This window comes from Mesorhizobium sp. URHB0026 (genome assembly GCF_054059755.1).
This window is the reverse complement of sequence record NZ_JBSSCN010000001.1, coordinates 4416753-4439264: the sequence shown is the minus strand read 5'-3', so window position 1 is coordinate 4439264 and position 22512 is coordinate 4416753. Positions and strand designations below refer to the sequence as shown.

At 61.6% G+C, this 22512-nt stretch carries 23 protein-coding genes and 1 pseudogene; 19 read left to right on the top strand and 5 right to left on the bottom strand.

Annotated features, from left to right (window positions below; translation table 11 throughout):
- Window positions 1-218: 218 nt before the first annotated feature.
- From ACVWWD_RS21865 to ACVWWD_RS21850, 4 genes and pseudogenes are all read left to right on the top strand, one after another.
- Window positions 219-548, top strand: coding sequence for a phasin family protein (locus ACVWWD_RS21865; RefSeq protein ID WP_015317766.1), 330 nt, complete (start codon window positions 219-221; stop codon window positions 546-548).
- 254 nt (window positions 549-802) lie between these two features.
- Window positions 803-1132 (top strand): ATP-dependent Clp protease adapter ClpS, encoded by a 330-nt coding sequence (clpS, locus tag ACVWWD_RS21860; RefSeq protein ID WP_010909565.1) that lies wholly within the window; start codon window positions 803-805, stop codon window positions 1130-1132.
- 6 nt (window positions 1133-1138) lie between these two features.
- Window positions 1139-3607 carry an ATP-dependent Clp protease ATP-binding subunit ClpA gene (gene clpA / locus ACVWWD_RS21855; RefSeq protein WP_023773829.1) on the top strand — a complete coding sequence of 823 codons (2469 nt, stop codon included), beginning with the start codon at window positions 1139-1141 and terminating at the stop codon, window positions 3605-3607.
- A gap of 56 nt (window positions 3608-3663) precedes the next feature.
- Window positions 3664-4295 (top strand): annotated as a pseudogene (locus tag ACVWWD_RS21850) (chloramphenicol phosphotransferase CPT family protein).
- Window positions 4296-4327: 32 nt separating this feature from the next.
- Here the strand turns inward: ACVWWD_RS21850 and ACVWWD_RS21845 are convergent.
- The 4 genes from ACVWWD_RS21845 to ACVWWD_RS21830 all read right to left on the bottom strand — a co-directional run bounded on the left by ACVWWD_RS21845 (window position 4328) and on the right by ACVWWD_RS21830 (window position 7321).
- Window positions 4328-4759, bottom strand: a complete 432-nt coding sequence (locus ACVWWD_RS21845) for an HIT family protein (protein ID WP_352549415.1) — start codon at window positions 4757-4759, stop codon at window positions 4328-4330.
- Window positions 4760-4837: 78 nt separating this feature from the next.
- Complete coding sequence (locus ACVWWD_RS21840; protein ID WP_352549416.1) at window positions 4838-6058, bottom strand: GNAT family N-acetyltransferase; 1221 nt, start codon at window positions 6056-6058, stop codon at window positions 4838-4840.
- A 55-nt stretch (window positions 6059-6113) separates the two neighbouring features.
- A complete protein-coding gene (locus tag ACVWWD_RS21835; RefSeq protein WP_457103381.1) occupies window positions 6114-6842 on the bottom strand; it encodes a glycerophosphodiester phosphodiesterase in 729 nt (242 codons plus the stop codon).
- A gap of 14 nt (window positions 6843-6856) precedes the next feature.
- Window positions 6857-7321, bottom strand: coding sequence for a RidA family protein (locus ACVWWD_RS21830; RefSeq protein ID WP_352549419.1), 465 nt, complete (start codon window positions 7319-7321; stop codon window positions 6857-6859).
- A 138-nt stretch (window positions 7322-7459) separates the two neighbouring features.
- On the opposite strand from ACVWWD_RS21830, the gene ACVWWD_RS21825 reads away from it, so the two are divergent.
- From ACVWWD_RS21825 to tsf, 5 genes are all read left to right on the top strand, one after another.
- Entirely contained in the window at window positions 7460-8290 is an 831-nt protein-coding gene (locus ACVWWD_RS21825) for a cell envelope integrity EipB family protein (protein ID WP_023773823.1), read from the top strand.
- A 50-nt stretch (window positions 8291-8340) separates the two neighbouring features.
- Window positions 8341-8619 (top strand): DUF4031 domain-containing protein, encoded by a 279-nt coding sequence (locus ACVWWD_RS21820; RefSeq protein ID WP_023773822.1) that lies wholly within the window; start codon window positions 8341-8343, stop codon window positions 8617-8619.
- The gene (locus ACVWWD_RS21815) at window positions 8616-9227 is read left to right on the top strand and encodes a LysE family translocator (RefSeq protein WP_457103380.1); all 612 of its coding nucleotides are present in this window, start codon (window positions 8616-8618) and stop codon (window positions 9225-9227) included. The genes ACVWWD_RS21820 and ACVWWD_RS21815 overlap by 4 nt, the downstream gene beginning before the upstream one ends.
- Window positions 9228-9404: 177 nt before the next feature.
- A complete protein-coding gene (gene rpsB, locus ACVWWD_RS21810; RefSeq protein ID WP_015317778.1) occupies window positions 9405-10187 on the top strand; it encodes a 30S ribosomal protein S2 in 783 nt (260 codons plus the stop codon).
- Window positions 10188-10295: 108 nt separating this feature from the next.
- A complete protein-coding gene (gene tsf, locus ACVWWD_RS21805; protein ID WP_023784029.1) occupies window positions 10296-11216 on the top strand; it encodes a translation elongation factor Ts in 921 nt (306 codons plus the stop codon).
- Window positions 11217-11220: 4 nt separating this feature from the next.
- Here tsf and ACVWWD_RS21800 read toward each other — a convergent pair whose 3' ends face one another.
- Window positions 11221-12165, bottom strand: a complete 945-nt coding sequence (locus ACVWWD_RS21800; RefSeq protein ID WP_023773819.1) for a LysR family transcriptional regulator — start codon at window positions 12163-12165, stop codon at window positions 11221-11223.
- Between the two features lie 116 nt (window positions 12166-12281).
- Here ACVWWD_RS21800 and ACVWWD_RS21795 point away from each other — a divergent pair, with 116 nt between their 5' ends.
- The 10 genes from ACVWWD_RS21795 (at window position 12282) to fabZ (ending at window position 22511) form a co-directional block, all read left to right on the top strand.
- Window positions 12282-12809 carry a nuclear transport factor 2 family protein gene (locus ACVWWD_RS21795; RefSeq protein WP_352549421.1) on the top strand — a complete coding sequence of 176 codons (528 nt, stop codon included), beginning with the start codon at window positions 12282-12284 and terminating at the stop codon, window positions 12807-12809.
- Window positions 12810-12843: 34 nt separating this feature from the next.
- The gene (locus tag ACVWWD_RS21790; RefSeq protein WP_023784031.1) at window positions 12844-13953 is read left to right on the top strand and encodes an aldo/keto reductase; all 1110 of its coding nucleotides are present in this window, start codon (window positions 12844-12846) and stop codon (window positions 13951-13953) included.
- Between the two features lie 150 nt (window positions 13954-14103).
- Window positions 14104-14826, top strand: coding sequence for a UMP kinase (gene pyrH, locus ACVWWD_RS21785; protein ID WP_023784032.1), 723 nt, complete (start codon window positions 14104-14106; stop codon window positions 14824-14826).
- 107 nt (window positions 14827-14933) lie between these two features.
- Window positions 14934-15488: a ribosome recycling factor gene (gene frr, locus ACVWWD_RS21780; protein ID WP_015317784.1), complete on the top strand. Its 555-nt coding sequence runs from the start codon at window positions 14934-14936 to the stop codon at window positions 15486-15488.
- Window positions 15489-15520: 32 nt separating this feature from the next.
- The gene (locus ACVWWD_RS21775; protein ID WP_023773815.1) at window positions 15521-16255 is read left to right on the top strand and encodes an isoprenyl transferase; all 735 of its coding nucleotides are present in this window, start codon (window positions 15521-15523) and stop codon (window positions 16253-16255) included.
- On the top strand, window positions 16252-17067 hold the full coding sequence (locus ACVWWD_RS21770) for a phosphatidate cytidylyltransferase (RefSeq protein WP_457103379.1): 816 nt from the start codon (window positions 16252-16254) through the stop codon (window positions 17065-17067). The genes ACVWWD_RS21775 and ACVWWD_RS21770 overlap by 4 nt, the downstream gene beginning before the upstream one ends.
- A 94-nt stretch (window positions 17068-17161) precedes the next feature.
- Window positions 17162-18304 (top strand): RIP metalloprotease RseP, encoded by a 1143-nt coding sequence (gene rseP / locus ACVWWD_RS21765; protein WP_023784034.1) that lies wholly within the window; start codon window positions 17162-17164, stop codon window positions 18302-18304.
- 217 nt (window positions 18305-18521) lie between these two features.
- Window positions 18522-20921: an outer membrane protein assembly factor BamA gene (gene bamA, locus ACVWWD_RS21760; RefSeq protein WP_023773811.1), complete on the top strand. Its 2400-nt coding sequence runs from the start codon at window positions 18522-18524 to the stop codon at window positions 20919-20921.
- Between the two features lie 74 nt (window positions 20922-20995).
- Window positions 20996-22051: a UDP-3-O-(3-hydroxymyristoyl)glucosamine N-acyltransferase gene (lpxD, locus tag ACVWWD_RS21755; protein WP_023773810.1), complete on the top strand. Its 1056-nt coding sequence runs from the start codon at window positions 20996-20998 to the stop codon at window positions 22049-22051.
- Complete coding sequence (fabZ, locus tag ACVWWD_RS21750) at window positions 22044-22511, top strand: 3-hydroxyacyl-ACP dehydratase FabZ (RefSeq protein ID WP_015317790.1); 468 nt, start codon at window positions 22044-22046, stop codon at window positions 22509-22511. Before lpxD ends, fabZ begins: the two co-directional genes overlap by 8 nt.
- Window position 22512: the final 1 nt, after the last annotated feature.

The following is a 22512-nucleotide window of genomic DNA, read 5'->3' as shown; positions in this document are numbered from 1 at the left end:
AAGCTAGCGGGGCAGCGTTACCAATCCGTTTATGGTAACCGCCGCGTTCACCGTTTTCTGGGAGTTTGAGCCTTCCTTTATTCGAATTTTAGCCATTGCCGCTGCCTGGAGGGTCGCGAGCCCCCGACTTCTTGACTTTTGTGCGCTGCACAATATATATTATGCATTGCACAACGGCGCTCGGGGCAGGGCGCGTCAACCGTCCAGGGAGAGTACGAATGACCCAGACCTATGAGGACTTCAGCAAATACGGCAAGGAGTTCGCCGACACCGGATTGAAGAGCTTCGCCTCCTTGTCAAAGGGCGCGCAGGCGATCGCCACCGAGGCCGGCGAATACACCAAGAAGAGCTTCGAAGCCGGCAGCGTCGCGTGCGAGAAGCTGTTCTCGGCCAAGTCGCTGGACAAGGCGATCGAGATTCAATCCGACTATGCCAAGCAGTCCTACGAGGCGTTCGTCGCCGAGGCTACCAAGATCGGCGACCTCTATGCCGAACTCGCCAAGGAGGCCTACAAGCCGTTCGAATCGATCGTTGCCAAGGCAAAGTAATTTTCGCCCGAGAATTAAAGATCCGGCTCTTTGGGCGCAGGACAAACCCGGCCGTGGAAACGCGGCCGGGTTTTTTCATGCCAGCGCTTCTCGATTGCGAAAAACCGCCAGGTTGGTCACCTAGCCATATTGTCAGCTAACCAGAAGGGCTTAAAATCGTCCATCGAACACCTACATGTTGAACTCGCATGGGGATTCGAAAGAGGCAGGATTACGTGACGATCGGTTTGACTGCCACGAGACAAGTGGCGCGGATGCAAAACGGCGGCGGCGACGGCAATGAGGCCGGCCGCGGGACGGCCGTCATTACGCGCACCAAAACCAAAACCAAGAAGCCCAGCCTTTACCGGGTCCTCATCCTCAACGACGACTACACTCCGATGGAGTTCGTGGTTCATGTGCTGGAGCGTTTTTTCCAGAAGGACCGCGAAGCCGCCACACGCATCATGCTTCATGTTCACAATCATGGAGTGGGCGAGTGCGGGGTCTATACATTCGAGGTGGCCGAGACCAAAGTGTCTCAGGTCATGGATTTCGCCCGACAGAATCAGCATCCGCTGCAATGCGTGATGGAGAAGAAGTGAGGTAACATGCCGGCTTTCTCCCAAGGCCTGGAAAAGGCGCTTCACCAGGCGCTGACGCTCGCCAATGAGCGGCACCATGAATATGCAACCCTTGAACATTTGCTGCTCGCGCTCATCGACGACACCGAGGCGGCCGCCGTCATGCGCGCCTGCAACGTCGATCTCGACGAGCTGAAGCACACCGTTCTCACCTATATCGATACAGAGCTGGACAATCTGGTTACCGGCTACGACGAGGATTCCAAGCCGACCGCCGGCTTCCAGCGCGTCATCCAGCGCGCGGTGATCCATGTGCAGTCATCGGGTCGCGAGGAAGTGTCGGGGGCCAACGTGCTCGTGGCGATCTTCGCCGAGCGCGAAAGCCATGCCGCTTATTTCCTGCAAGAACAGCAAATGACCCGCTACGACGCGGTCAACTACATCTCGCACGGCATCGCCAAGCGTCCGGGCGCGTCGGAGAGCCGCAGCCCGCGCGGCGCCGATGACGAGCAGGGCGGCCCCAACGGCGCCGAGCCACAGGAGGAGGGCGGCAAGAAGAAGCAGCAGCAGGACGCGCTGACCGCTTATTGCGTCAACCTCAACAACAAGGCCAAGGCCGGCAAGATCGATCCGCTGATCGGCCGTGAAGGCGAGATCAACCGCACCATCCAGGTGCTGTGCCGCCGTTCCAAGAACAACCCGCTCTATGTCGGTGACCCCGGCGTCGGCAAGACGGCGATTGCCGAAGGGCTGGCCAAGCGCATCGTAGAGGGCGACGTGCCGGAAGTGCTGCACAATGCCACCATCTTCGCGCTCGACATGGGCACGCTGTTGGCCGGTACGCGCTATCGTGGCGATTTCGAGGAACGGCTGAAGCAGGTCGTCAAGGAACTCGAGGATTATCCGGGTGCCGTGCTGTTCATCGACGAGATCCATACGGTGATCGGCGCCGGCGCCACTTCGGGCGGCGCCATGGATGCGTCGAACCTGTTGAAGCCGGCGCTGTCTTCCGGTGCGATCCGCTGCATCGGTTCGACCACCTACAAGGAGTTCCGCCAGTTCTTCGAGAAGGACCGTGCCTTGGTGCGGCGCTTCCAGAAGATCGACGTCAACGAGCCGACCATCGAGGATGCTATCGAGATCATGAAGGGCCTGAAGCCCTATTATGAGGAATTCCACAAGGTGAAGTTCACCAACGAGGCGATCAAGGCCTCTGTGGAACTGTCGGCGCGCTACATCAACGACCGCAAGCTGCCGGACAAGGCGATCGACGTGATCGACGAGACCGGCGCCTCGCAGATGTTGGTGCCGGAAGCCAAGCGCAAGAAGACGATCGGCATCAAGGAGATCGAAGCGACGATCGCCACCATGGCGCGTATTCCGCCGAAGACGGTTTCGGCCGATGACGAGAAGGTGCTGCAGGGCCTGGATATTGAGCTCAAGCGCGTCGTCTACGGGCAGGACACCGCCATTACGGCGCTGACTTCGGCGATCAAGCTTGCACGGGCCGGCCTGCGCGAACCGGAAAAGCCGATCGGCTCGTACCTGTTCTCGGGCCCGACCGGCGTCGGGAAGACGGAGGTCGCCAAGCAGTTGGCCGCCTCGCTCGGGGTCGAACTGATCCGCTTCGACATGTCGGAATATATGGAACGCCACACCGTCTCGCGGCTGATCGGCGCGCCTCCCGGGTATGTCGGTTTCGACCAGGGCGGCCTTTTGACCGACGGCGTCGACCAGCATCCGCACTGCGTGCTGCTGCTGGACGAGGTCGAGAAGGCGCATCCGGACCTGTTCAACATCCTGTTGCAGGTGATGGACCACGGCAAGCTGACCGACCACAATGGCAAGCAGATCGACTTCCGCAATGTCATCCTGATCATGACGACCAATGCGGGCGCATCCGATGCGCAGCGCGCGGCGATCGGTTTCGGTTCGACCAAGCGCGAAGGCGACGATGTCGAGGCGATCAACCGGCTGTTCACGCCGGAATTCCGCAACCGTCTCGATGCGATCATCCCGTTCGGATCGCTGCCGGTGCCGGTGATCCATCAGGTGGTGCAGAAGTTCGTCATGCAGCTGGAAGCCCAGCTCTCCGAGCGTGGCGTTACCTTCGACCTGTCGCCGGACGCCATCGCCTGGCTTGCCGACAAGGGTTATGACGAACGCATGGGCGCGCGTCCGCTTGGCCGCGTCATCCAGGAGCACATCAAGAAGCCGCTGGCCGACGAGGTGCTGTTCGGCAAGCTGAAGAAGGGCGGCACGGTGCGCGTCACCGTCGAGAAGAAGGAAACCGGCGAGACCGGCCTGAAGCTCGAATCGCTCGCCGACGAGGCGCCGGTGAAGCCGAAGAAGGAAGAGCCGGAAGACGCGCCGAAGCCGCCCAAGGCGGTGGCCAAGAAGCCCGCGGCAAAGAAGGCCGTGGCGCAGAAGCCGGAGCCCAAGGGCAAGGACGGCGGCAAGCGTAGCCTTGTGCCTCAACTGCCCAGAAAAGGCTGAGGCCTGATAAAAAACTGGAAGAGAGCCCTGGGAACGGGGCTTTTTTCATTTGGGCGATGAGGTGGCGCGTGACCGGTCAAATCATCATTCTCAATGGCGCGCCGCGTTCAGGAAAGTCGAATATCGCGAGGGCCATCGGGGAAAGCTTTGATGGCCCTGGATGAATCTGGGCGTCGACAGCTATGAGCAGATCACACCGCCGCGCTATCGTCCCGGAATAGGGCTGCGCCCTGGCGGCGAGCGGCCCGATCTCGAAGTTTTCGTGCCACGCTTCTACGCCGCCCTCTGTGAGTCGATCGCGGCGCATAGCCGGATGGGGCTGAATGTGGTTGCGGATGTCGGCCATCACGACGCCTATTCGAAGCCGCTCGGCTGCCTCGTGGATTGCACGCGTCGTCTTGCTGGACTGCCGGTGCTGTTTGTCGGGGTTCGCTGTCCCATCGAAGTCATTCTCCAAAGGCGTGCGGCCAGCGCGGCGGGGAAGGGTTATGTCACCGGCACCCCAGGGGAACCCGCTCCTTTGCCCGTGCGCCTGTGGCAAGACGAGGTCCATCGGCCAGGCATATACGATCTGGAGGTCGACACGTCGCTGCTGAGCCCCACGCAGTGCGCGGAAGTAATCCGGGTCGGACTGATGCAACGCCCGCGGCCGAGTGCGATCGAACGGCTCACGCAAGCGGCCAAATGAAATGTCTTGAGTGCTGGGAAGACCGCGGGGGATCAGCTTCCCAGCGCGGCGCGTATTTTTTCGGCGTGCTGCGCCAGCACTTCAGGTTTTTCCATTGTGCCCGTGTGCGGCTTCAGCGGGATGCCGTTGAAACGCGGGATGACATGGACATGCAGGTGATAGACGGTCTGCCCGGATGCCGGCTCGTTGAACTGCATGACGGTGACGCCGTCGGCGTTGAGAGCTTTCCTGACGGCGCGTGCCACTTTCTGGACGGTTGAAAAAAGCGGACCGAATGTCGATGGGGCGGCGTCGAGCAGGTTGCGCGACGGCGCTTTCGGCACCACCAGCGTATGGCCGGGCCCTTGCGGCATCACATCCATGAAAGCCACGACGGCTTCGTCCTCGTAAACGCGATGCGAGGGGATCTCTCCGCGCAGGATCTTTGCGAAGATGTTGCCGGTATCGTAGGCGGCCTCAGTCATGGCGAACGCTCCGAAATGTGCCTTGCCGTCCGGTGTAGCGAAGCCGCCTGCGAGCAGCAAGGCGAAGCTGCGCCGCGATCAACCGAGGTCGCCAATATCCTTGCGGAACGGGGTATGTTCTTCCAGATATTCGCCCATCCGCTCCACTTCGCGCCGCTCGCGCCTGAGATAGTCGGCGACCGCGTTGCGCAGGCCAGGATGGGAAATATAGTGGGCGGAATGCATCGTCACCGGCCGGTAGCCGCGCGCCAGCTTGTGCTCGCCCTGCGCGCCTGCCTCGACCACCTTCAGCTTGCGTTCGATGGCGAAGTCGATGGCCTGATGATAGCAAACCTCGAAATGCAGGTAAGGGTGATCCTCGATGCAGCCCCAGTTGCGGCCGTAGAGGGCGTCGGAGCCGATGAAGTTGATGGCGCCGGCAATGTAGCGCCCGTTGCGCCTGGCCATCACCAGCAGGATGTCGTCCGCCATGCGTTCGCCGATCAGCGAGAAAAACTGGCGGTTCAGGTAGGGGCGGCCCCATTTGCGGTTGCCGGTGTCCATATAGAAAGCGAAGAAGTCGTCCCAGGCCTTTTCGGTCAGGTCCTTTCCCGTCAGCCAGTCGATCGAGATGCCATCGGCCAGCGCCTCGCGTCGTTCCTTCTTCATCGCCTTGCGTTTGCGTGAGGCAAGCGTGGCGAGGAAGTCGTCGTAGGTCGAAAAGCCTTCGTTGAAAAAATGGAATTGCTGGTCGGTGCGATGCAGGAAGCCCGCGGCTTCCAACGTCGCGACGTCGCTCTCCTGCGCGAAGGTGACATGCGCAGAGGACACGCCGAGCTTGTCGGTCACCATTTTGAGACCGGCGGCAAGCCCAGCCTTCACCGCGTCCTGATCCTCGCCTTTGCCGACCAGCAGGCGAGGGCCGGTGACGGGCGTGAACGGCACGGCACTTTGCAGTTTTGGATAGTAACGGCCGCCGGCGCGCTCGAAGGCATCCGACCAGCCGTGATCGAACACGTATTCGCCCTGACTGTGCGACTTGAGATAACAGGGAACGGCGCCGAGGAGCCTGCCTTGCGCGGTCTCCAGCCGCAAGTGATGACCTTGCCAGCCGGTGCGACGCACGGCACAGCCGGAATCCTCCAGAGCGCTCAAAAAAGCGTATGAAACGAGCGGGTTGTACTCCGCCCCCGTATCGGCACGCGTGGTTCCCGCAAAGCCGTTCCATTCGTCGCAGGTAAAGGCTCCGATGCCGGCGGCGATGCGGATCGAATAGTCCGTATTCGCCATTTGTCCGTCGCCGTCGTCACCCTGATCCATGAGGCTTATTTAAGCTCCATTCGGGCCGCTACAAGTCACGTTTCGGGCACCCTGCTCAGGCGACTTCGACCAGGTCGGGTTCGAACCCTTCGAATGTCATCTGGTCGGCATATCTAAAGGTCAGGTCGATCGCGGGCTGATCATGCACCGTCCAGGTGATGACAGGCATTTTCAGCCTTTCGCGCACGAAGCTGACAAACGGGTTCGGCAGATCGCCGGCGGCATAGGAGGTAAAGGCGAGTTCGTGCGCCAGCATGGAGAAATGTGCTTCGATCAGCTTGGCGTCCTTGCCATAGGCGGTCAACCCAGCCGGAATGCCGGGCGCGTGTTTGGGGAAATCGCGGATCAGCCAGTGATCGAACGACATGATCGCCGCCTTGCCCTTGTAGTGCTTGAGCATCTTGCCGACGCGCGCCACCAGGCCTTCGTCGCGACTGGGAGTTCCTTTCAGTTCGACGACCATGGGCACGCGACCATCGACGAGGTCGAGCGCTTCCTGCAACGTCGGCACGTGGTCCGCCGTGCCGCCAACCTTGAGCGCGGCAAGTTCGGCCGCGCTGCGTTGCCAGACGAAACCGTCCTGCCCGGTCAGCCGTTGCAAATCGTCATCATGGATGACAATGGGAACGCCATCCGACGACAGATGCACGTCGCATTCGATCGCGTAGCCGCGTTCGGCCGCGGCGGCGAAGGCGGAAAGCGTGTTTTCCCAGCGCGTCTTGTTCATGTCGTGAAAGCCGCGATGGGCAACCGGCCGGGCCGTCAGCCAGGAGAGGTCGGTCATGTCAGCACCTACACTCATTCGACTTCGAAGATCGCTTCGATTTCCACCGCGGCATTAAGCGGCAGGGAGGCGGTGCCGACGGCGGAGCGCACGTGCTTGCCGCTTTCGCCGAGCGCGGCAACCAGGAAATCGGAGGCGCCGTTGGCGACCAGATGCTGCTCGACGAAGTCGGGGGCAGAGGCCACGAAGACGGTGATCTTCACCAGACGACGGATCTTCTCGATGTCGCCAAGTGCTGCCTTGGCTTGCGCCAGGATGTTGATGGCGCAGTATTTCGCCGCGTCCTTGCCGCTTGCCGTGTCGACGTCGCGGCCGAGCAGGCCGCTTGCCTGCAGCTTGCCGTCCTTGAGCGGCAACTGACCAGCAGTGAACAGCAGGTTGCCGGTCCTGCAATAGGGCACGTAGTTGGCGGCGGGCGCGGCGGCAACAGGAAGCGTCACGCCGAGATCACTTAGCCGCTTTTCGATTGTTTCACTCATTGCTTTTCCCTATTGCTGGAAGGCGCCGCGCTGGCCGGGCCGAAATTGCTATTTTTGCCTCGCTTCCGCCACGACTTTTTTTAAGCTGGACCATCCTTCCCTGCGGCCTGCCATCAGCCGCGACGATCGGAGTACCTCATGCGCGCGACGCGCCTTGCATTCCACGCCGTTCTGTTGTCGGCGCTTTTGCCAACATTCTCCGCTGTCGCCGCACCGGCGCTGCAGGCGCATCGCGCCGTCTATGATCTCACGCTCAAGAAGGCGGATGATCGGTCCGGCATCACCGGCATCACCGGCCGCATGGTCTATGAGTTCAACGGCTCGGCCTGCGAAGGCTATACGGTGAAATTCCGTTTCGTCACCCAAATCGCCACCAATGACAACACGAAGCTGACCGACCAGCAGACGACGACTTTCGAGGATGCCGAAGGCAAGACCTTTTCGTTCGTGACCAAATCCTTTGTCGACCAGAACCTCGACAAGGAAGTCAAGGGTATGGCCACGAAAGACGCGAAGGGCCTCAAAGTCGACATCGATAAGCCGGAGAAGAACAGCCTCGAACTCGCTTCCACCCAGTTTCCGACCCAGCACCTGGTCGAACTGATCGGAAAGGCCGAAAAAGGCGAAAACTTCTATCAGACGAACCTGTTCGACGGGTCCGAGGACGCCAACAAGGTGATGACGACCACGGTTGTCGTCGGCAAGAAGAGCGAGGCCGACAAGGCGGATCCGGAAGCGCCGGCATTGGCGAAGCTTGCCACCGACAAATATTGGCCGGTCGACATCGCCTATTTCGACGACAGCGCCCAGAACGGCGAGGAAGTGCCGGAATACCGGATCAGCTTCAAGCTGCACGAGAACGGCATCACTCGTGATCTCGTCATGGATTATGGCGACTTCTCGATGACCGGCAAGCTGGTCAACCTGTCGCTGTTCGACCAGACAAAGCCTTGCCCAGTATCGAAATAGCAGAGGCGGGCAATTGAGCTAGCCGTGGCAGGCCTGATGGCAATCACTTGATGGCGGTCTATGTCGATGCGGCGATCTGGAAATGGGCCGGCCATCTCTGGTGCCATCTCCTGGCCGACGACACCGACGAGTTGCATCGCTTTGCGGCCGAACTCGGCATCAAGCGCTCGTCCTACCAGGGCCCGCCCAAGACATCCGCTCCGCACTATGACATAACCGGCTTCGAGCGCGACCGTGCGGTGCGGCTCGGCGCCATCGAGTGCAGCCGCGAGCAGATCGTCGCCATCTTCCGGCGCGTGCGGGTGCCCAACGGAAAGGCGAAGCGATGACACTAACGGCATTCCTGGCATATTGCGCCGCCGTGACGCTCGCCGCCGCCACGCCAGGGCCGGCAATGTTCGCGGTCATCACCAACGGCGTGTCGCGTGGGTTCCCGAGGGCCTTCATGGCCGGCCTTGGGGTCGCCGCCGGCGATGCCGTGCTCGTCACTCTGGCGCTGCTGGGGCTAGTGGCCCTGGCTCAGACCTTCGAATGGATCTTCCTCCTGTTGAAATATGCCGGCGCCGCCTATCTGATCTTTCCCGGCGTCAGGATGTGGCGGGCCTCGGCCGCGCAATCGAATGAGCCGCGGACGGGGCAGGCGAAATTGTCACGATCCTTCCTGCTCGGCGCGTCCATAGCGCTCGGAAACCCGAAGGCGATCCTGTTCCATGCCTCGATCATGCCGCTGATTCTCGACCTCGACACGATGACCTTTTTCGATGGCCTGCTGGTTGTGGCGACCGTCATCAGCGTCAATATCGTGACAATGGGGGTCTATGCCGCGCTCGCGGGCCGGGCTTCGGGCTGGTTCAGGACACCCAGGCGCATGCGGCTGATGAACAGGTTCGCCGGCAGCGCCATGATCGGCACCGGAGCGCTGATTGCCGCACGCTAGGCGTTAAAGCGCCGCCCCGCTTGCGTTTGTCGGACTTCCCCTCTATATGCGCGCTCATTCCACACACGGACTTTGGTGTCTGCCCGGGAGAAATCCGGCTGAGACCTCCGGTGGCGTTCGAGGACCTCGGTCCAAAAATGCCTGTGTCCGTGGAGGCTAACCGGAAAGGAACTTAGAATGGCACTGCCTGATTTCAGCATGCGCCAGCTTTTGGAAGCTGGCATTCACTTCGGCCACCAGACTCACCGCTGGAACCCGAAGATGGCGTCCTACATCTACGGCGCCCGCAACAACATCCACATCATCGACCTCTCGCAGACGGTGCCTTTGCTGCACCAGGCGCTGAAGCAGGTTTCCGACACCGTTGCCAAGGGCGGCCGCGTGCTGTTCGTCGGCACCAAGCGCCAGGCGTCGGACATCGTTGCCGATGCGGCACAGCGTTCGGCCCAATATTACGTCAACTCGCGTTGGCTCGGCGGCATGCTGACCAACTGGAAGACGATCTCGAACTCGATCCAGCGCCTGCGCAAGCTCGACGAGATGCTGGCCGGCGAAGCTCAAGGGTTGACCAAGAAGGAACGCCTGAACCTCGATCGCGAGCGCGAGAAGCTCGACAAGGCGCTCGGCGGTATCAAGGACATGGGCTCGACACCCGACCTGATGTTCGTGATCGACACCAACAAGGAGGCGATTGCCATCCTTGAGGCCAAGCGCCTGGGCATCCCGGTCGTCGCCATTATCGATTCGAACTGCGATCCGGACAAGATCGATTTCCCGATCCCCGGCAATGACGACGCGGCCCGCGCCATCCAGCTTTATTGCGATCTGATCGCCAAGGCCGCCATCGACGGCATCGCCCGTCAGCAGGGCGCGCTCGGCATGGATATCGGCGCTTCGGTCGAAGCTCCGGTCGAACCGGCGCTCGATCCGGCTCCGGCGTCGGAAGCCCCCGAGGCTTGATAATCGAGGGCCGGTTGCGGCCTTCATCTTTCTCATATTTTGGCACGCTAAACAGACGCACCATCGAATACCGATGGTGCGTCGGTGCATTTAAACAAAGAGGCGACAATGAGCATTTCGGCTGCACAGGTCAAAGAACTCCGCGACTTGACCGGCGCGGGCATGATGGACTGCAAGGCGGCGTTGAACGAAACGAACGGCAACTTGGAAGAGGCCGTCGACTGGCTGCGCAAGAAGGGTATCTCCAAGGCCGACAAGAAGGCCGGCCGCACTGCTGCCGAAGGTCTGATCGGCGTCGACAACGGTGTGCGTGAAGCTGCCGTCGTCGAGGTGAATTCCGAGACCGACTTCGTCGCCCGCAATGCCGCCTTCCAGGAAATCGTCGCCAACGTCGCCAAGGTGGCGCTTGCCTATGGCACGACCGAAACGGTCGCCGCCGCCAAATATCCGGGCTCCGACAAGTCGGTTACCGACACCATCAAGGACGCGGTCGGCACCATCGGCGAGAACATGGGCTTCCGCCGCTCGGCCAAGCTCACCGTTCCGCATGGCGCGGTTGCGACCTATGTGCACAACGCTGTTGCCGATGGGCTCGGCAAGCTCGGTGTGCTGGTCGCGATCGAGACCACGGGCAACGAGCATGCCGCCAATGCCTTTGGCCGCCAAGTCGCCATGCATGTCGCCGCCACCAACCCGATGGCGCTGACCGCCGAGCAGATCGATCCGGCCGCGGTCGAGCGCGAGAAGGCTATCTTCTCCGACCAGGCGCGCCAGTCCGGCAAGCCGGAAGCCATCATCGAAAAGATGGTCGAAGGTCGCCTGCGCAAGTTCTACGAGGAAGTCGTACTCCTGAAGCAGGCCTTCGTGCTCAATCCCGACATCACCGTCGAGCAGGCGCTTAAGGATGCCGAGAAGGAAATCGGCGCGCCGGCCAAGATCACAGCCTATCTGCGCTTCGCCCTTGGCGAGGGCATCGAGAAGGAAGAGACGGATTTCGCCGCGGAAGTCGCCGCTGCGGTCAAGAAGTAACTTCTTACCGACCCATTTCCCCTGTGTTTTTTCGGCCGGACATCCGCGAGGATGCCCGGCCGATTTCGTTCGCGGTGTCGATAAAGGCCCTGAGTTTCGGCGCCATCGCCGCGCGACGCGGAAAGTAGAGGAAAAGGCCGGGTTCCTCGATCGCCGATTGCGGCAGAACCTGCACCAGGCGGCCGGCAGCGAGATCCGCGCGCGCCAGCGGCTCGAACATATAGGCAAGGCCCACTCCGGCGAGAGCCAGATCGATTGCCGCAAGCGAGTCCGTCACGACGGCCGTACCGCTGGTTTCCATGACCACGTCCTTGCCATCCCAGGTCAAATCCCAGCGGTAAAGGGCACCGGAGCGAACGAGACGGTATCCGATACAATTGTGGTTCGCGAGATCGGCCACGCTGCGCGGACGGCCATGTCGCCCGATATAGGCGGGCGAGGCGACGATAACGGCTTTGAAGGGCTGCGTCAGTCGGATGGCCACCATGTCCTGAGCGATCATCTCGCCGAGCCGGATGCCCGCGTCGAAACCTTCGCCGACGATGTCGACCAACCCTTGATCGGCAAAAATCTCGACCGTGATGTCGGGATAGCGCTCGGCCATTGCCGCCACGACCGGCGTCACCGCCAACGGGATTGCGATGTTGGAGGCGTTGATCCTGAGCAGCCCGGACGGCTTTCCCTTGACGCTGCGGATACGATCCATCCGCTCGGCGATATCCTGGAGGGCAGGGGCCGCCGTTTCCACCAGCGCCTTGCCGGCCTCGGTAAGCGAAACGCTGCGCGTCGTGCGCGCAAACAGCGGCTGGCCGATCCGCTCCTCGACGAGGCGCACTGCATGGCTGACCGCCGAAGGGCTCATGCCCAGTTCGGCCGCGGCAAGGGCAAAACCGCCGCGCCGGGCGACCGCGATGATGACGGGCAGATGGCTGAGCAGATCCCGATCCATTCATGAACCATATCGCATGGTCTTTGCGGACAATGCAATCTTATCGACGCCCAGGCAGAGGTCCACATTGTCTCCAACACATCGGCGATTGGCTGATGGCATCGAGGAGAAGAGACTTGAATGCCTTGAAACACGTTACCTTCGCCGCTGGCCTTGCCTTGGCGCCGCTCGACGCTGGCGGGGCCGAACCGGTGGGCTGGCAGGCGCTTGCCGATGACCACGCCGTCATCCGCATCGTCGATGCCATCGACCGCGCCGTCGACGCGCAGGACTGGAAACGTGCGCGCAGCTATTTCGCGGAACGGGTAACCGCCGACTTCAGCAGCCTGTCCGGGCAGCCCGCGGCCAACATCGCCTCCGACGATCTGATCGGCGCGTGGGCCGGCAATCTCAAAGGCAGCAAGACCAGCCTGCATCTGCGCACCAATCACCTGGTCGTCCTTGAAGCGGACACGGCGACCGTTGTGTCGAACGGCTATGCCTGGAACCGGATGGAGGGCAATGGCGACCCGCTCTGGGAGGTCTGGGGCACGTATGAGCATCACCTCACGCGCTCCGCGGCTGGCTGGAAGGTCGATGGCTTCACCTTCCGCATGACGCATGAGCGCGGCAATCCCTGGGTCAAGGCGATGCCTGGCCAATGACGCCCGCATCAACGGACCAAGATCGGAAAAGACAATGACGATGAGCTACTACACACTCGGCAACAGCGGCCTGCGCGTCAGCCGGCTGGCACTGGGCACGATGACTTTCGGGACGGAATGGGGCTGGGGCGCGGACCGGGATACGGCGCGCGCGATGTTCGACGCCTATGTCGAGGCCGGGGGCAATTTCTTCGACACCGCCGACCTTTACACCGGCGGCACGGCCGAGACTTGGCTCGGTGAATTCGTGGCCGAGCGGGGCTTGCGCGACAAGGCGGTGATCGCCACCAAATTTACCATGAACTCGAACGCCGGCAATCCGAACGCCGGCGGCAATGGCCGCAAGAACATCATGCGTGCCGTCGACGCATCGCTGAAGCGGCTGGGCACCGACTATATCGATCTCTATCTCATGCATATCTGGGACCGGTTGACGCCGGCCGAAGAAGTGCTGCGTACGCTCGACGATCTGGTTCGGGTAGGCAAGATACGTCACATCGGCCTGTCCGATGTGCCGGCCTGGTATGCCGGGCGGGCGCAGGCGATCGCGGAACTGCGCGGCTATGAGCCGATCTCGGCGTTGCAGCTTGAATACTCCCTGGCGGAGCGTGCCATCGAGCATGAATTCGTGCCGTTCGGGACACGCCATGGCGCCGGCATCATGGTCTGGAGCCCGCTGGCAAGCGGACTGCTAAGTGGCAAATACCGCCCGGTGCAGGCAGGCAATGCCGGCCGGCTCGACGGCTTCCGCAACACCACCCATCCAGGTTTCCAGAAATTCAGCGAGCACAACTGGGCTGTCGTGGCGGAGCTGGAAAAAGTCGCCGCCGAACTTGGCCGCGGCATGGCTCAGGTCGCGCTGAACTGGGTGGCGACTCAGCCAGGAGTAGCCACCGTCATTCTCGGAGCAACGCGGCTTTCGCAGTTGCAGGATAATCTTGCGGCGCTCGATTTCTCCATACCGCCCGCGCTTCGCCAGCGCCTGGACAAGGTGAGCGGCACGCCGGCGCCGTTCCCGCATTCTTATTTCGGTCCCGAGATCCAGGTCCGTGTCGCGGGCGGTGTCGTGACCGGCGACAAGCCGTCAGGCTACGCATTGCAGGTCGTGGTCGAAGGCGAGGCGGTTGCCATCAGCAGCAACTGATCCAGAAAGCCTGGAATTTTGCACAAGGGCGCGGCGTGACATCGCCGCGCCCTTCGTGTATCCGGTCAACCCGTCATGACAGCACCGCCGGGCGAAGCAGGGGGCGTTTTCGCCTTCAGAGCTTGCCACGCCGGAATTTCGAGGAACCAGATGACGGTCAAGCCCCGCTACCGACGTGTTCTGCTGAAAGCTTCGGGCGAAGCGTTGATGGGCGAACAGCATTTCGGCATCGACGTCTCGGTCGTCGACCGCATCGCCGGCGACATTGCCGAAGCCCGTGCGCTGGGCATCGAGGTGGGTGTCGTTATCGGCGGCGGCAATATCTTTCGCGGCGTGGCCGTCGCCTCCAAGGGAGGCGACCGCGTTACCGGCGATCACATGGGCATGCTTGCCACGGTCATCAATTCGCTGGCGTTGCGCACGTCGCTGAACAAGATCGGTGTCGATGCCGTCGTGCTGTCCGCAATTGCCATGCCCGAGCTTTGCGAGAGTTTTTCGCAGCGCCAGGCAACCGCCTACATGAACCAGGGCAAGGTGGTGATCTTCGCCGGCGGCACTGGCAATCCGTTCTTCACCACTGATTCGGCGGCGGCACTTCGCGCGGCCGAAATCGGCGCCGATGCGCTGTTCAAGGGTACCCAGGTCGACGGCGTCTATTCGGCCGACCCGAAAAAGGACCCGAATGCGGCGCGTTTCGAGCGCATCAGCCACGCCGAAGTCATAAATCGCGGCCTTTCCATCATGGATACCGCTGCGATTGCACTTGCGCGCGAAAACAACATTCCGATAATCGTCTATTCGATCCACGAAAAGGGTGGTTTCGGCGATATTCTGAGGGGCGGCGGCCGCTGCACGGTCGTCGCGGACGAATGATCGGGGCCGATCCCTGGAAGGGCAAACCGGCTTTCGAAAATCAGGCTCGAACACGGGGCCTTGCCCCGAAGCAGTGAACCCGCGGCAGACGGGTCGAGGAGACTAAGATGAGTGGTGAGTATGACGATCTGAAGCGGCGCATGGACGGGGCCATCGCCGCGTTCAAGCATGACCTGGCTTCGCTGCGGACCGGTCGCGCCTCCAGCAATCTGCTCGATGCGATCCAGGTGCAGGCCTATGGCACCACCATGCCGATCAACCAGGTGGCCAATGTTTCGGTGCCGGAGCCGCGTATGATCTCGGTCTCGGTCTGGGACAAATCGATGGTCGGCGCGGTCGACCGCGCGATCCGGGAATCCAATCTGGGCTTCAACCCGATCGTCGATGGCACCAATCTGAGGATTCCGCTGCCGGAGCTCAACGAACAGCGCCGCAAGGAACTGGTCAAGATCTCGCATGGCTACGCAGAGAACGCCCGTGTCGCCGCGCGCCATGTGCGCCGTGACGGCATGGATTTCCTGAAAAAGGCGGAGAAGGACGGCGACATCAGCGAGGACGATCAGCGCAAGCGTTCCGACCAGGTCCAGAAACTTACCGACGAAACCATCAGCACCATTGATCATCTGCTTTCCGACAAGGAAGCTGAAATCATGCAGGTTTAGGGTTGGCCCTTGGCTGACCCGAAAGCGAGATCATGACAACGCCCGCGCATGTCGCGATCATCATGGATGGAAATGGACGCTGGGCCAAGGCGCGCGGTATGCCGAGGCTCGCCGGTCATCGCGCCGGCGTCGAGGCCCTGCGCAAGGCGGTGCGCGCCGCCCCGGGTCTCGGTATATCGTTCCTGACCGTCTACGCTTTCTCATCGGAGAACTGGTCGCGGCCGAAGTCCGAGGTCAGCGACCTTATGGGTCTGTTGAAGCTGTTCATCCGTCGCGATCTTGCCGAGCTGCACCAGAGCGGCGTACGGATCAGGATCATCGGCGACCGCACAGGGCTGCAGGCGGACATCAGGGGGCTGCTCGACGAGGCCGAATCGCTGACGATCCACAACACCTCGCTGACGCTGGTGATCGCCTTCAATTACGGCGGGCGCGACGAGATCGTCCGCACGGCGCGCAAGCTTGCCGCGGCCGTGGCGCGCGGCGAAATGGACAGCGAGGCGATATCGGCTGAAAGCTTTGCCGGCTCTCTCGACACGCAAGGCATTCCCGATCCGGAGCTGGTCATCCGCACATCAGGCGAACTGCGCCTGTCCAACTTCCTGTTGTGGCAGGCCGCCTACAGCGAGCTCGTCTTCCTGCCGTGCTACTGGCCGGATTTCAATCGCGAGCATCTCGCCGAGGCATTGCGCGAATATGCCCGCCGCGAGCGCCGCTTCGGCGGACTGGGCCCGCAGGACGTCGCTTCGCGACCGGCGGCGGGATGAGCAACCTTCAGCTGCGCGTCATTTCGGCCGTCGTGCTGGCCATTGTCGCCCTCGGCCTGACCTGGCTCGGCGGCCTGCCGTTCCGGCTGCTGTGCGCCGTTATGGCGGCAATGATCTTTTACGAGTGGACACGTATGTCGCGGCCCGCCGAGGCCGACGGGCTTGGTTTTCTGCCGGAAGCGCTGATGGTCATCTTCGTCGGCGCCTTGATTGCCGGCCTTCCCGCACGGTGGCTGCTGCCGCTCGTCGTGATTCTGGTTGCGACAGCCGCGATCACCGCTGGAGTTCGCAAAATCGGCCAGTGGGACGCCGGCGGCCTTGCCTATGCCTGCATGTCCGGTCTGTCGCTTGCCCTGCTGCGGGACGGCGACCATTCGGGCCTCGTCGCCATCCTGTTCCTGTTCGCGGTCGTCTGGGCAACCGACATTCTTGCCTATTTCGTCGGGCGCGCCGTCGGCGGGCCTAAACTGGCGCCTTCGATCTCGCCCGGCAAGACCCGCAGCGGCGCCCTCGGCGGGGCGGTCGGTGGTGTCGTCGCGGGGCTTCTGCTTGCCGCCTTCGCCGGCGCCGGCAACCTGGCGTTGCTGGGTGTTGTGGCGCTGGTGCTGTCGATTGTCGCCCAAGCCGGCGACCTCTTCGAATCCTGGGTCAAGCGGCGACACGGCCGCAAGGATTCTGGCGTGCTCATCCCTGGCCATGGCGGCATCATGGACCGTGTCGACGGGCTTGTCGCGGCCGCTCTTGCCCTATACGTCATCGGCTGGATCGCGGCGGGCGCCGAGCATCCGGCACAAGGGCTGTTTCCCATTTGAACGGTGTCATTCCACGATCTGGCGCGGGCGCCTTGGATTCGCCTGTATTGATGTCACAGTCACCCAGCGACGCGGAAGAACTTGAGGGCCTGAATTGAACGAGATTCTTCACGCGATTTTCAGCACGGAAGGCCTCTTTCTCGGCACGCTCGTGCCGTTTCTCTTCGTTCTGACCGTCGTGGTGTTCGTTCACGAGATGGGCCACTATCTTGTCGGCCGCTGGTGCGGCATCGGGGTCAGGGCCTTCTCCATCGGCTTCGGTCCGGAGCTCATCGGCTTCAACGACAGGCATGGTACGCGCTGGAAGCTTTGCGCCATACCGCTCGGCGGCTATGTGAAGTTTGTCGGCGACATGAACGCCACCTCCAGCCAGCCGACATCGGAAGAACTCGAAACGCTGACCGACGAGGAACGCAAGGTTGCCTTCCACACCCAGGCGATCTGGAAGCGCGCGGCAACGGTGGTGGCCGGGCCGCTGTTCAACTTCCTGCTGACGATCGTCGTCTTTTCCGTGCTGTTTGCCGCCTATGGGCGTTACGTCGCGGAGCCCATGGTCGCGGAGGTTACAACAGACAGTCCCGCGGCCAAGGCCGGCATCTTGCCTGGCGATCGATTCGTCAGCGTTGACGGCAGCAAGGTCGAAACCTTCGGGGACGTGCAGCGGCTGGTCTCGGGCCGCGCCGGCGACACCATCACCTTCGTCATGCTGCGCGGCGGCAAGGAGGTCACGGTGACCGCGTCGCCGCGGCTGATGGAGCAGGAGGACGCGCTCGGCAACAAGGTCAAGGTCGCCGTGATCGGCGTCGTCAACAACAAGGAACTCGGCCAGCCCCGCCTCATAACCTACACCCCGGTCGGAGCCGTCGCTGCGGCCGTTGAGGAAACGGGCCACGTCATCGAGCGCACCGGACAGTTCCTGCAGCGCTTCGCCGTCGGGCGCGAGGACAAGTGCCAGTTGGGTGGCCCAGTCAAGATCGCCGACATGGCCGGCAAGGCGGCCAAACTCGGTTTCGAATGGCTGGTGCAGCTCGTCGCGCTGCTGTCCGTGGGGATAGGCATTCTAAACCTTTTGCCGATTCCCCCTCTCGACGGCGGCCATCTGTTGTTCTACGGGGTGGAGGCCGTCATCCGCCGGCCGGTGTCGGAACGGATGATGGAAATGGCCTATCGGGCCGGTCTGCTTCTGGTGCTGTGCTTCATGGGGTTCGTGTTCTGGAACGATCTCTTTGGATGCTGAAATCATGAAGGAATTTGGCCTGAGCATGGCGGATATTGAGACGCCGTTTACCATGCACGGGGATATGAGTGACGCGAAAGCCACGCAACAGGGTTAAGTAAATACAAATTAACCAGAAGCCTTGCGTGTAGGGAAAATCCGGTTAATACGGTAGGGGAAATGACCGCACGTCCGGTTTTCTCGCCGTGGGGACTACGAGAAAAGGTTATTAAGCCCGATGAAGGCAGCATCCAAGTTTCTAAACGCCGCGTCAGCGGCGGCACTGTCCGCCGCTCTGGTCGTACCAGGCGCGCTCGCAGTGCAGTTCGTTGCCACATCGGCGGCCGAAGCCGCTGTCGTAAGCAGGGTGGAGGTGAGCGGCAACCAGCGTGTCGACGCCGATACCATCCGCAACTACATCACCATCAAGCCCGGCAAGGCCTTCTCCAGCTCCGATGTCGATAGCGCGGTCAAGGCGCTGTTCGGCACCGGCCTGTTCTCGGATGTCCAGATCAACCAGGTCGGCTCGACCCTGGTGGTCAAGGTTTCGGAATACAAGGTTGTCAATCAGGTGCTGTTCCAGGGCAACAAGAAGCTCAAGGACAACGCGCTTCAGGCAGCGGTTCAGCTGAAGCCGCGCGGCACGTTCTCTCAGGCTACACTCGATTCGGATGTCGAGGCGGTCAAGGCCGCCTACAGGCGCATCGGCCGTGACGATGCCGGCGTGACCACACAGATCATGGAGCTCGGCGACAACCGCGTGAACGTGGTCTTCCACGTTACCGAAGGCGATCGCACACAGATCGCGGCAATCAATTTCGTCGGCAACAGCGCCTATTCCAGCCGCCGCCTGTCTGATGTGATCAACACCAAGCGCTCGTCCTGGGTCTCGTTCATCCTGCGCGACGACGTCTACGACGAAGACAAGCTGCGCGCCGACCAGGAGCTGCTGCGCCGCTTCTATTACAATCACGGTTATGCCGACTTCCAGGTCGTGTCCGCCGTCGGCGAGCTCGACAATGCGACCAACAAATACACGGTCACCATCACCGTCCAGGAAGGCGAGCGCTATAATTTCGGCGACATCAGCGTCGAAAGCACGATCCCGGAAGTCGACTCCAAGTCGCTGGAATCGGTGGTCGAAACCCGCAAGGGCGATGTCTACAACGCCAAGAACGTCGAAGACTCCATCATCGCGCTGACGGAGAAGGTGGCTGGTTCGGGCTATGCTTTCGCCCAGGTGACACCGCGCGGCGACCGCAATTTCGAAAACCACACGATTTCGGTGGTCTACACCGTCGACCAGGGCACCAAGGCCTATGTCGAGCGCATCGAGATCCGCGGCAACGACCGAACGCGAGACTACGTCATTCGCCGCGAATTCGATGTCAGCGAAGGCGATGCGTTCAACCAAGTGCTCATCCAGCGCGCGAAGAAGCGCCTGGAAAACTTGAATTATTTTGACAAAGTCGAGATTTCGACTGTGCCCGGCTCGGCCCCTGACCAAGTCGTGCTTGTGGTCGACGTGGTCGAGAAGTCGACGGGTGAATTCTCGGTTGGCGCCGGCTATTCGACTGGTGGCGATTCGGCTGGACCGTCTGTTGAAGGATCGATCACAGAGCGCAACTTCCTCGGCCGCGGCCAGTTCATTAAAGTGTCGGCCGGCGGCGGCAAGAACTCGCGCGACTACAGCCTGTCCTTCACCGAGCCCTATTTCCTCGGGCGGCGCATCGCCGCCGGCTTCGACATTTTCAAGTCGACGCGGCAATACAAAAACAATTACGACAGCGACACGACCGGCGCGACGATCCGCTTCGGACTGCCGATCACCAACAGCATCACCACCCAGTTGGCGTACAACATCTCGCAAGAGAAGTATAAGGTCGACGACGATTGCGGTGCTACCAGCGTTGGAGATCCGGATGGACCTAATTGCACGATTTCACCGGCTATCTTGGATGGTATCGCGCAAAGTCCATGGATCAAGTCGTCCATCAGCCTGGGGCTGGTCTACAACACCATTGACGATATGAAGAACCCACATGAAGGCATCTATGCCAATACGACGGTCGAGATGGCTGGTCTTGGTGGTGATGCAAAGTTCGTGAAGATTACCGGGCGTGGCAGCATCTACCAGACGCTGTCGGAGCAGCTTGACCTTGTCGGGCTGATCTCGGCCGGCGCAGGGCATGTGGAGGCTTATGGCGGCGACGGCAATCTGCGAATCTTCGATCAATTCCAGAGCACCGACCGCATGATCCGCGGCTTTGCGTATAATGGCATTGGTCCGGTTGACCCAACTACGGGTGACCATCTGGGAGGTGTGACCTATTTCAACGCCTCGGCCGAAGCGCAGTTCCCGTTGCCGGTCATTCCCGAGAGCTTCGGCCTGCGCGGTGCGGTGTTCGCCGACGCTGCAACACTATACGGTAGCAAGATCAATCAACATCTTGGGGCAGATCCCGCCCCAGACATAACCATCGCGAGCACCGGCATGAAGTTGCGCGCCTCGGTTGGTCTCGGCCTTATGTGGGCTTCACCGTTTGGTCCGATCCGTATCGACTATGCAATCCCGGTCAGGAAGGAAGCGAGCGACGACGTGCAGGAATTCAACTTCGGCATATCGACCCGCTTCTGATCGGCGGCCAACGATGCTCCCGGGTTTTTGGACCCGGGGGAAATGTTCCGACCTAGCTGGATATAGCTTCTGGAATGACCGACCCGGTGTTCTTCGCGCCATCACGCCGGTATACGGCGGCCGAAGTCGCGAATCTGACCGGCTCGGTGCTAGTCGATTCCGGCCAATCCGACGTTTTGATCGAAGCGCTGGCGCCGGCTAATGAAGGCGGCGCAAATGCGCTTGTCTTCGTCGACGGCAGGCGTAATTCCGCGCTGATGCCGTCGCTGCGGGCGGCGGCGGTCCTATGCCCGGCCGAATTCGCGAACAAAGCGCCTTCCACCGTTGCTGTCTTGACTCATCCACGTCCGCAGCAGGCTTTCGCGCTGGTTGGGCGCCTGCTGTTCCCGACAGCCGCCACGCCGGGGCCAATGACCGGTGAGACCGGCGTTTCGCCGCATGCCCATGTCGATCCGACGGCGCATGTCGAAGCTGGCGCTATCATCGAAGCCGGCGCGGTCATCGGGCCAGGTGTCTCGATCGGCGGCGGCACAGTCATTGCGCCCAACGCCGTCATTGGACAGTCCTGCCAGATTGGCCGTGACGGTTATGTCGGCCCGGGCGCCAGTATCCAGTACGCTCTGATCGGCAATCGGGTCATCATCCATGGTGGCGCCAGGATCGGCCAGGACGGCTTTGGCTTTGTCGGAGGCGCCAAGGGGCCGGAGCGTGTTCCACAGATCGGACGCGTCGTGATCCAGGACGATGTCGAGATCGGCTCCAATTCCACCGTCGATCGTGGCGCCATGTCCGATACGATCATCGGGCAAGGTACCAAGATCGACAATCTCGTGCAGATCGCCCATAACGTCCGCATCGGTCGCAATTGCATAGTGGCCGGGCTTTCGGGTATTTCCGGTTCCGTGGTGGTGGGTGACAATGTCACCATGGGCGGAGGCGTCGGGCTTGCGGATCATCTGACGATTGGTACAGGTGCCAAGCTTGCAGCCAGAAGTGGATTCATGAGCAATGTTCCCGCCGGCGAGATCTGGGGTGGCTATCCGGCGCAGCCTATGGCGGAAGCCATGCGAGAGATAGCCATGTTGCGCACGATGGCCAGGGCACGCAAGCAGGGCAAGGACAATGGCTGACATGGTGGCGGCGACAACGCTGGAAGCGGTCGACATATTGGGGCTGATGAAGCTCCTGCCGCACCGTTATCCCTTTCTGATGATCGACCGCATCGTGGACATCGACGGCGACGACTCCGCCATCGGCATCAAGAACGTAACCATAAACGAGCCGCATTTTCAGGGGCATTTCCCGGAGCAGCCGGTGATGCCGGGCGTGCTGATCGTCGAGGCCATGGCCCAGACGGCCGGAGCCATCTGCATCCGCAGCCTCGGGGCATCGAAGCCGTCTCTGGTCTATTTTCTGACCATCGACAACGCCAAATTCCGCAAACCGGTCGTCCCCGGCGACCAGTTGAAGATCCATGTCAAGAAAATCAAGAAGCGCGGCAACCTGCTCAAATTCGCCTGTGAAGCCCTGGTCGAAGGTACCAAGGCGGCCGAGGCCGAGATTTCAGCCATGATGGTCACCGGCGACTGAC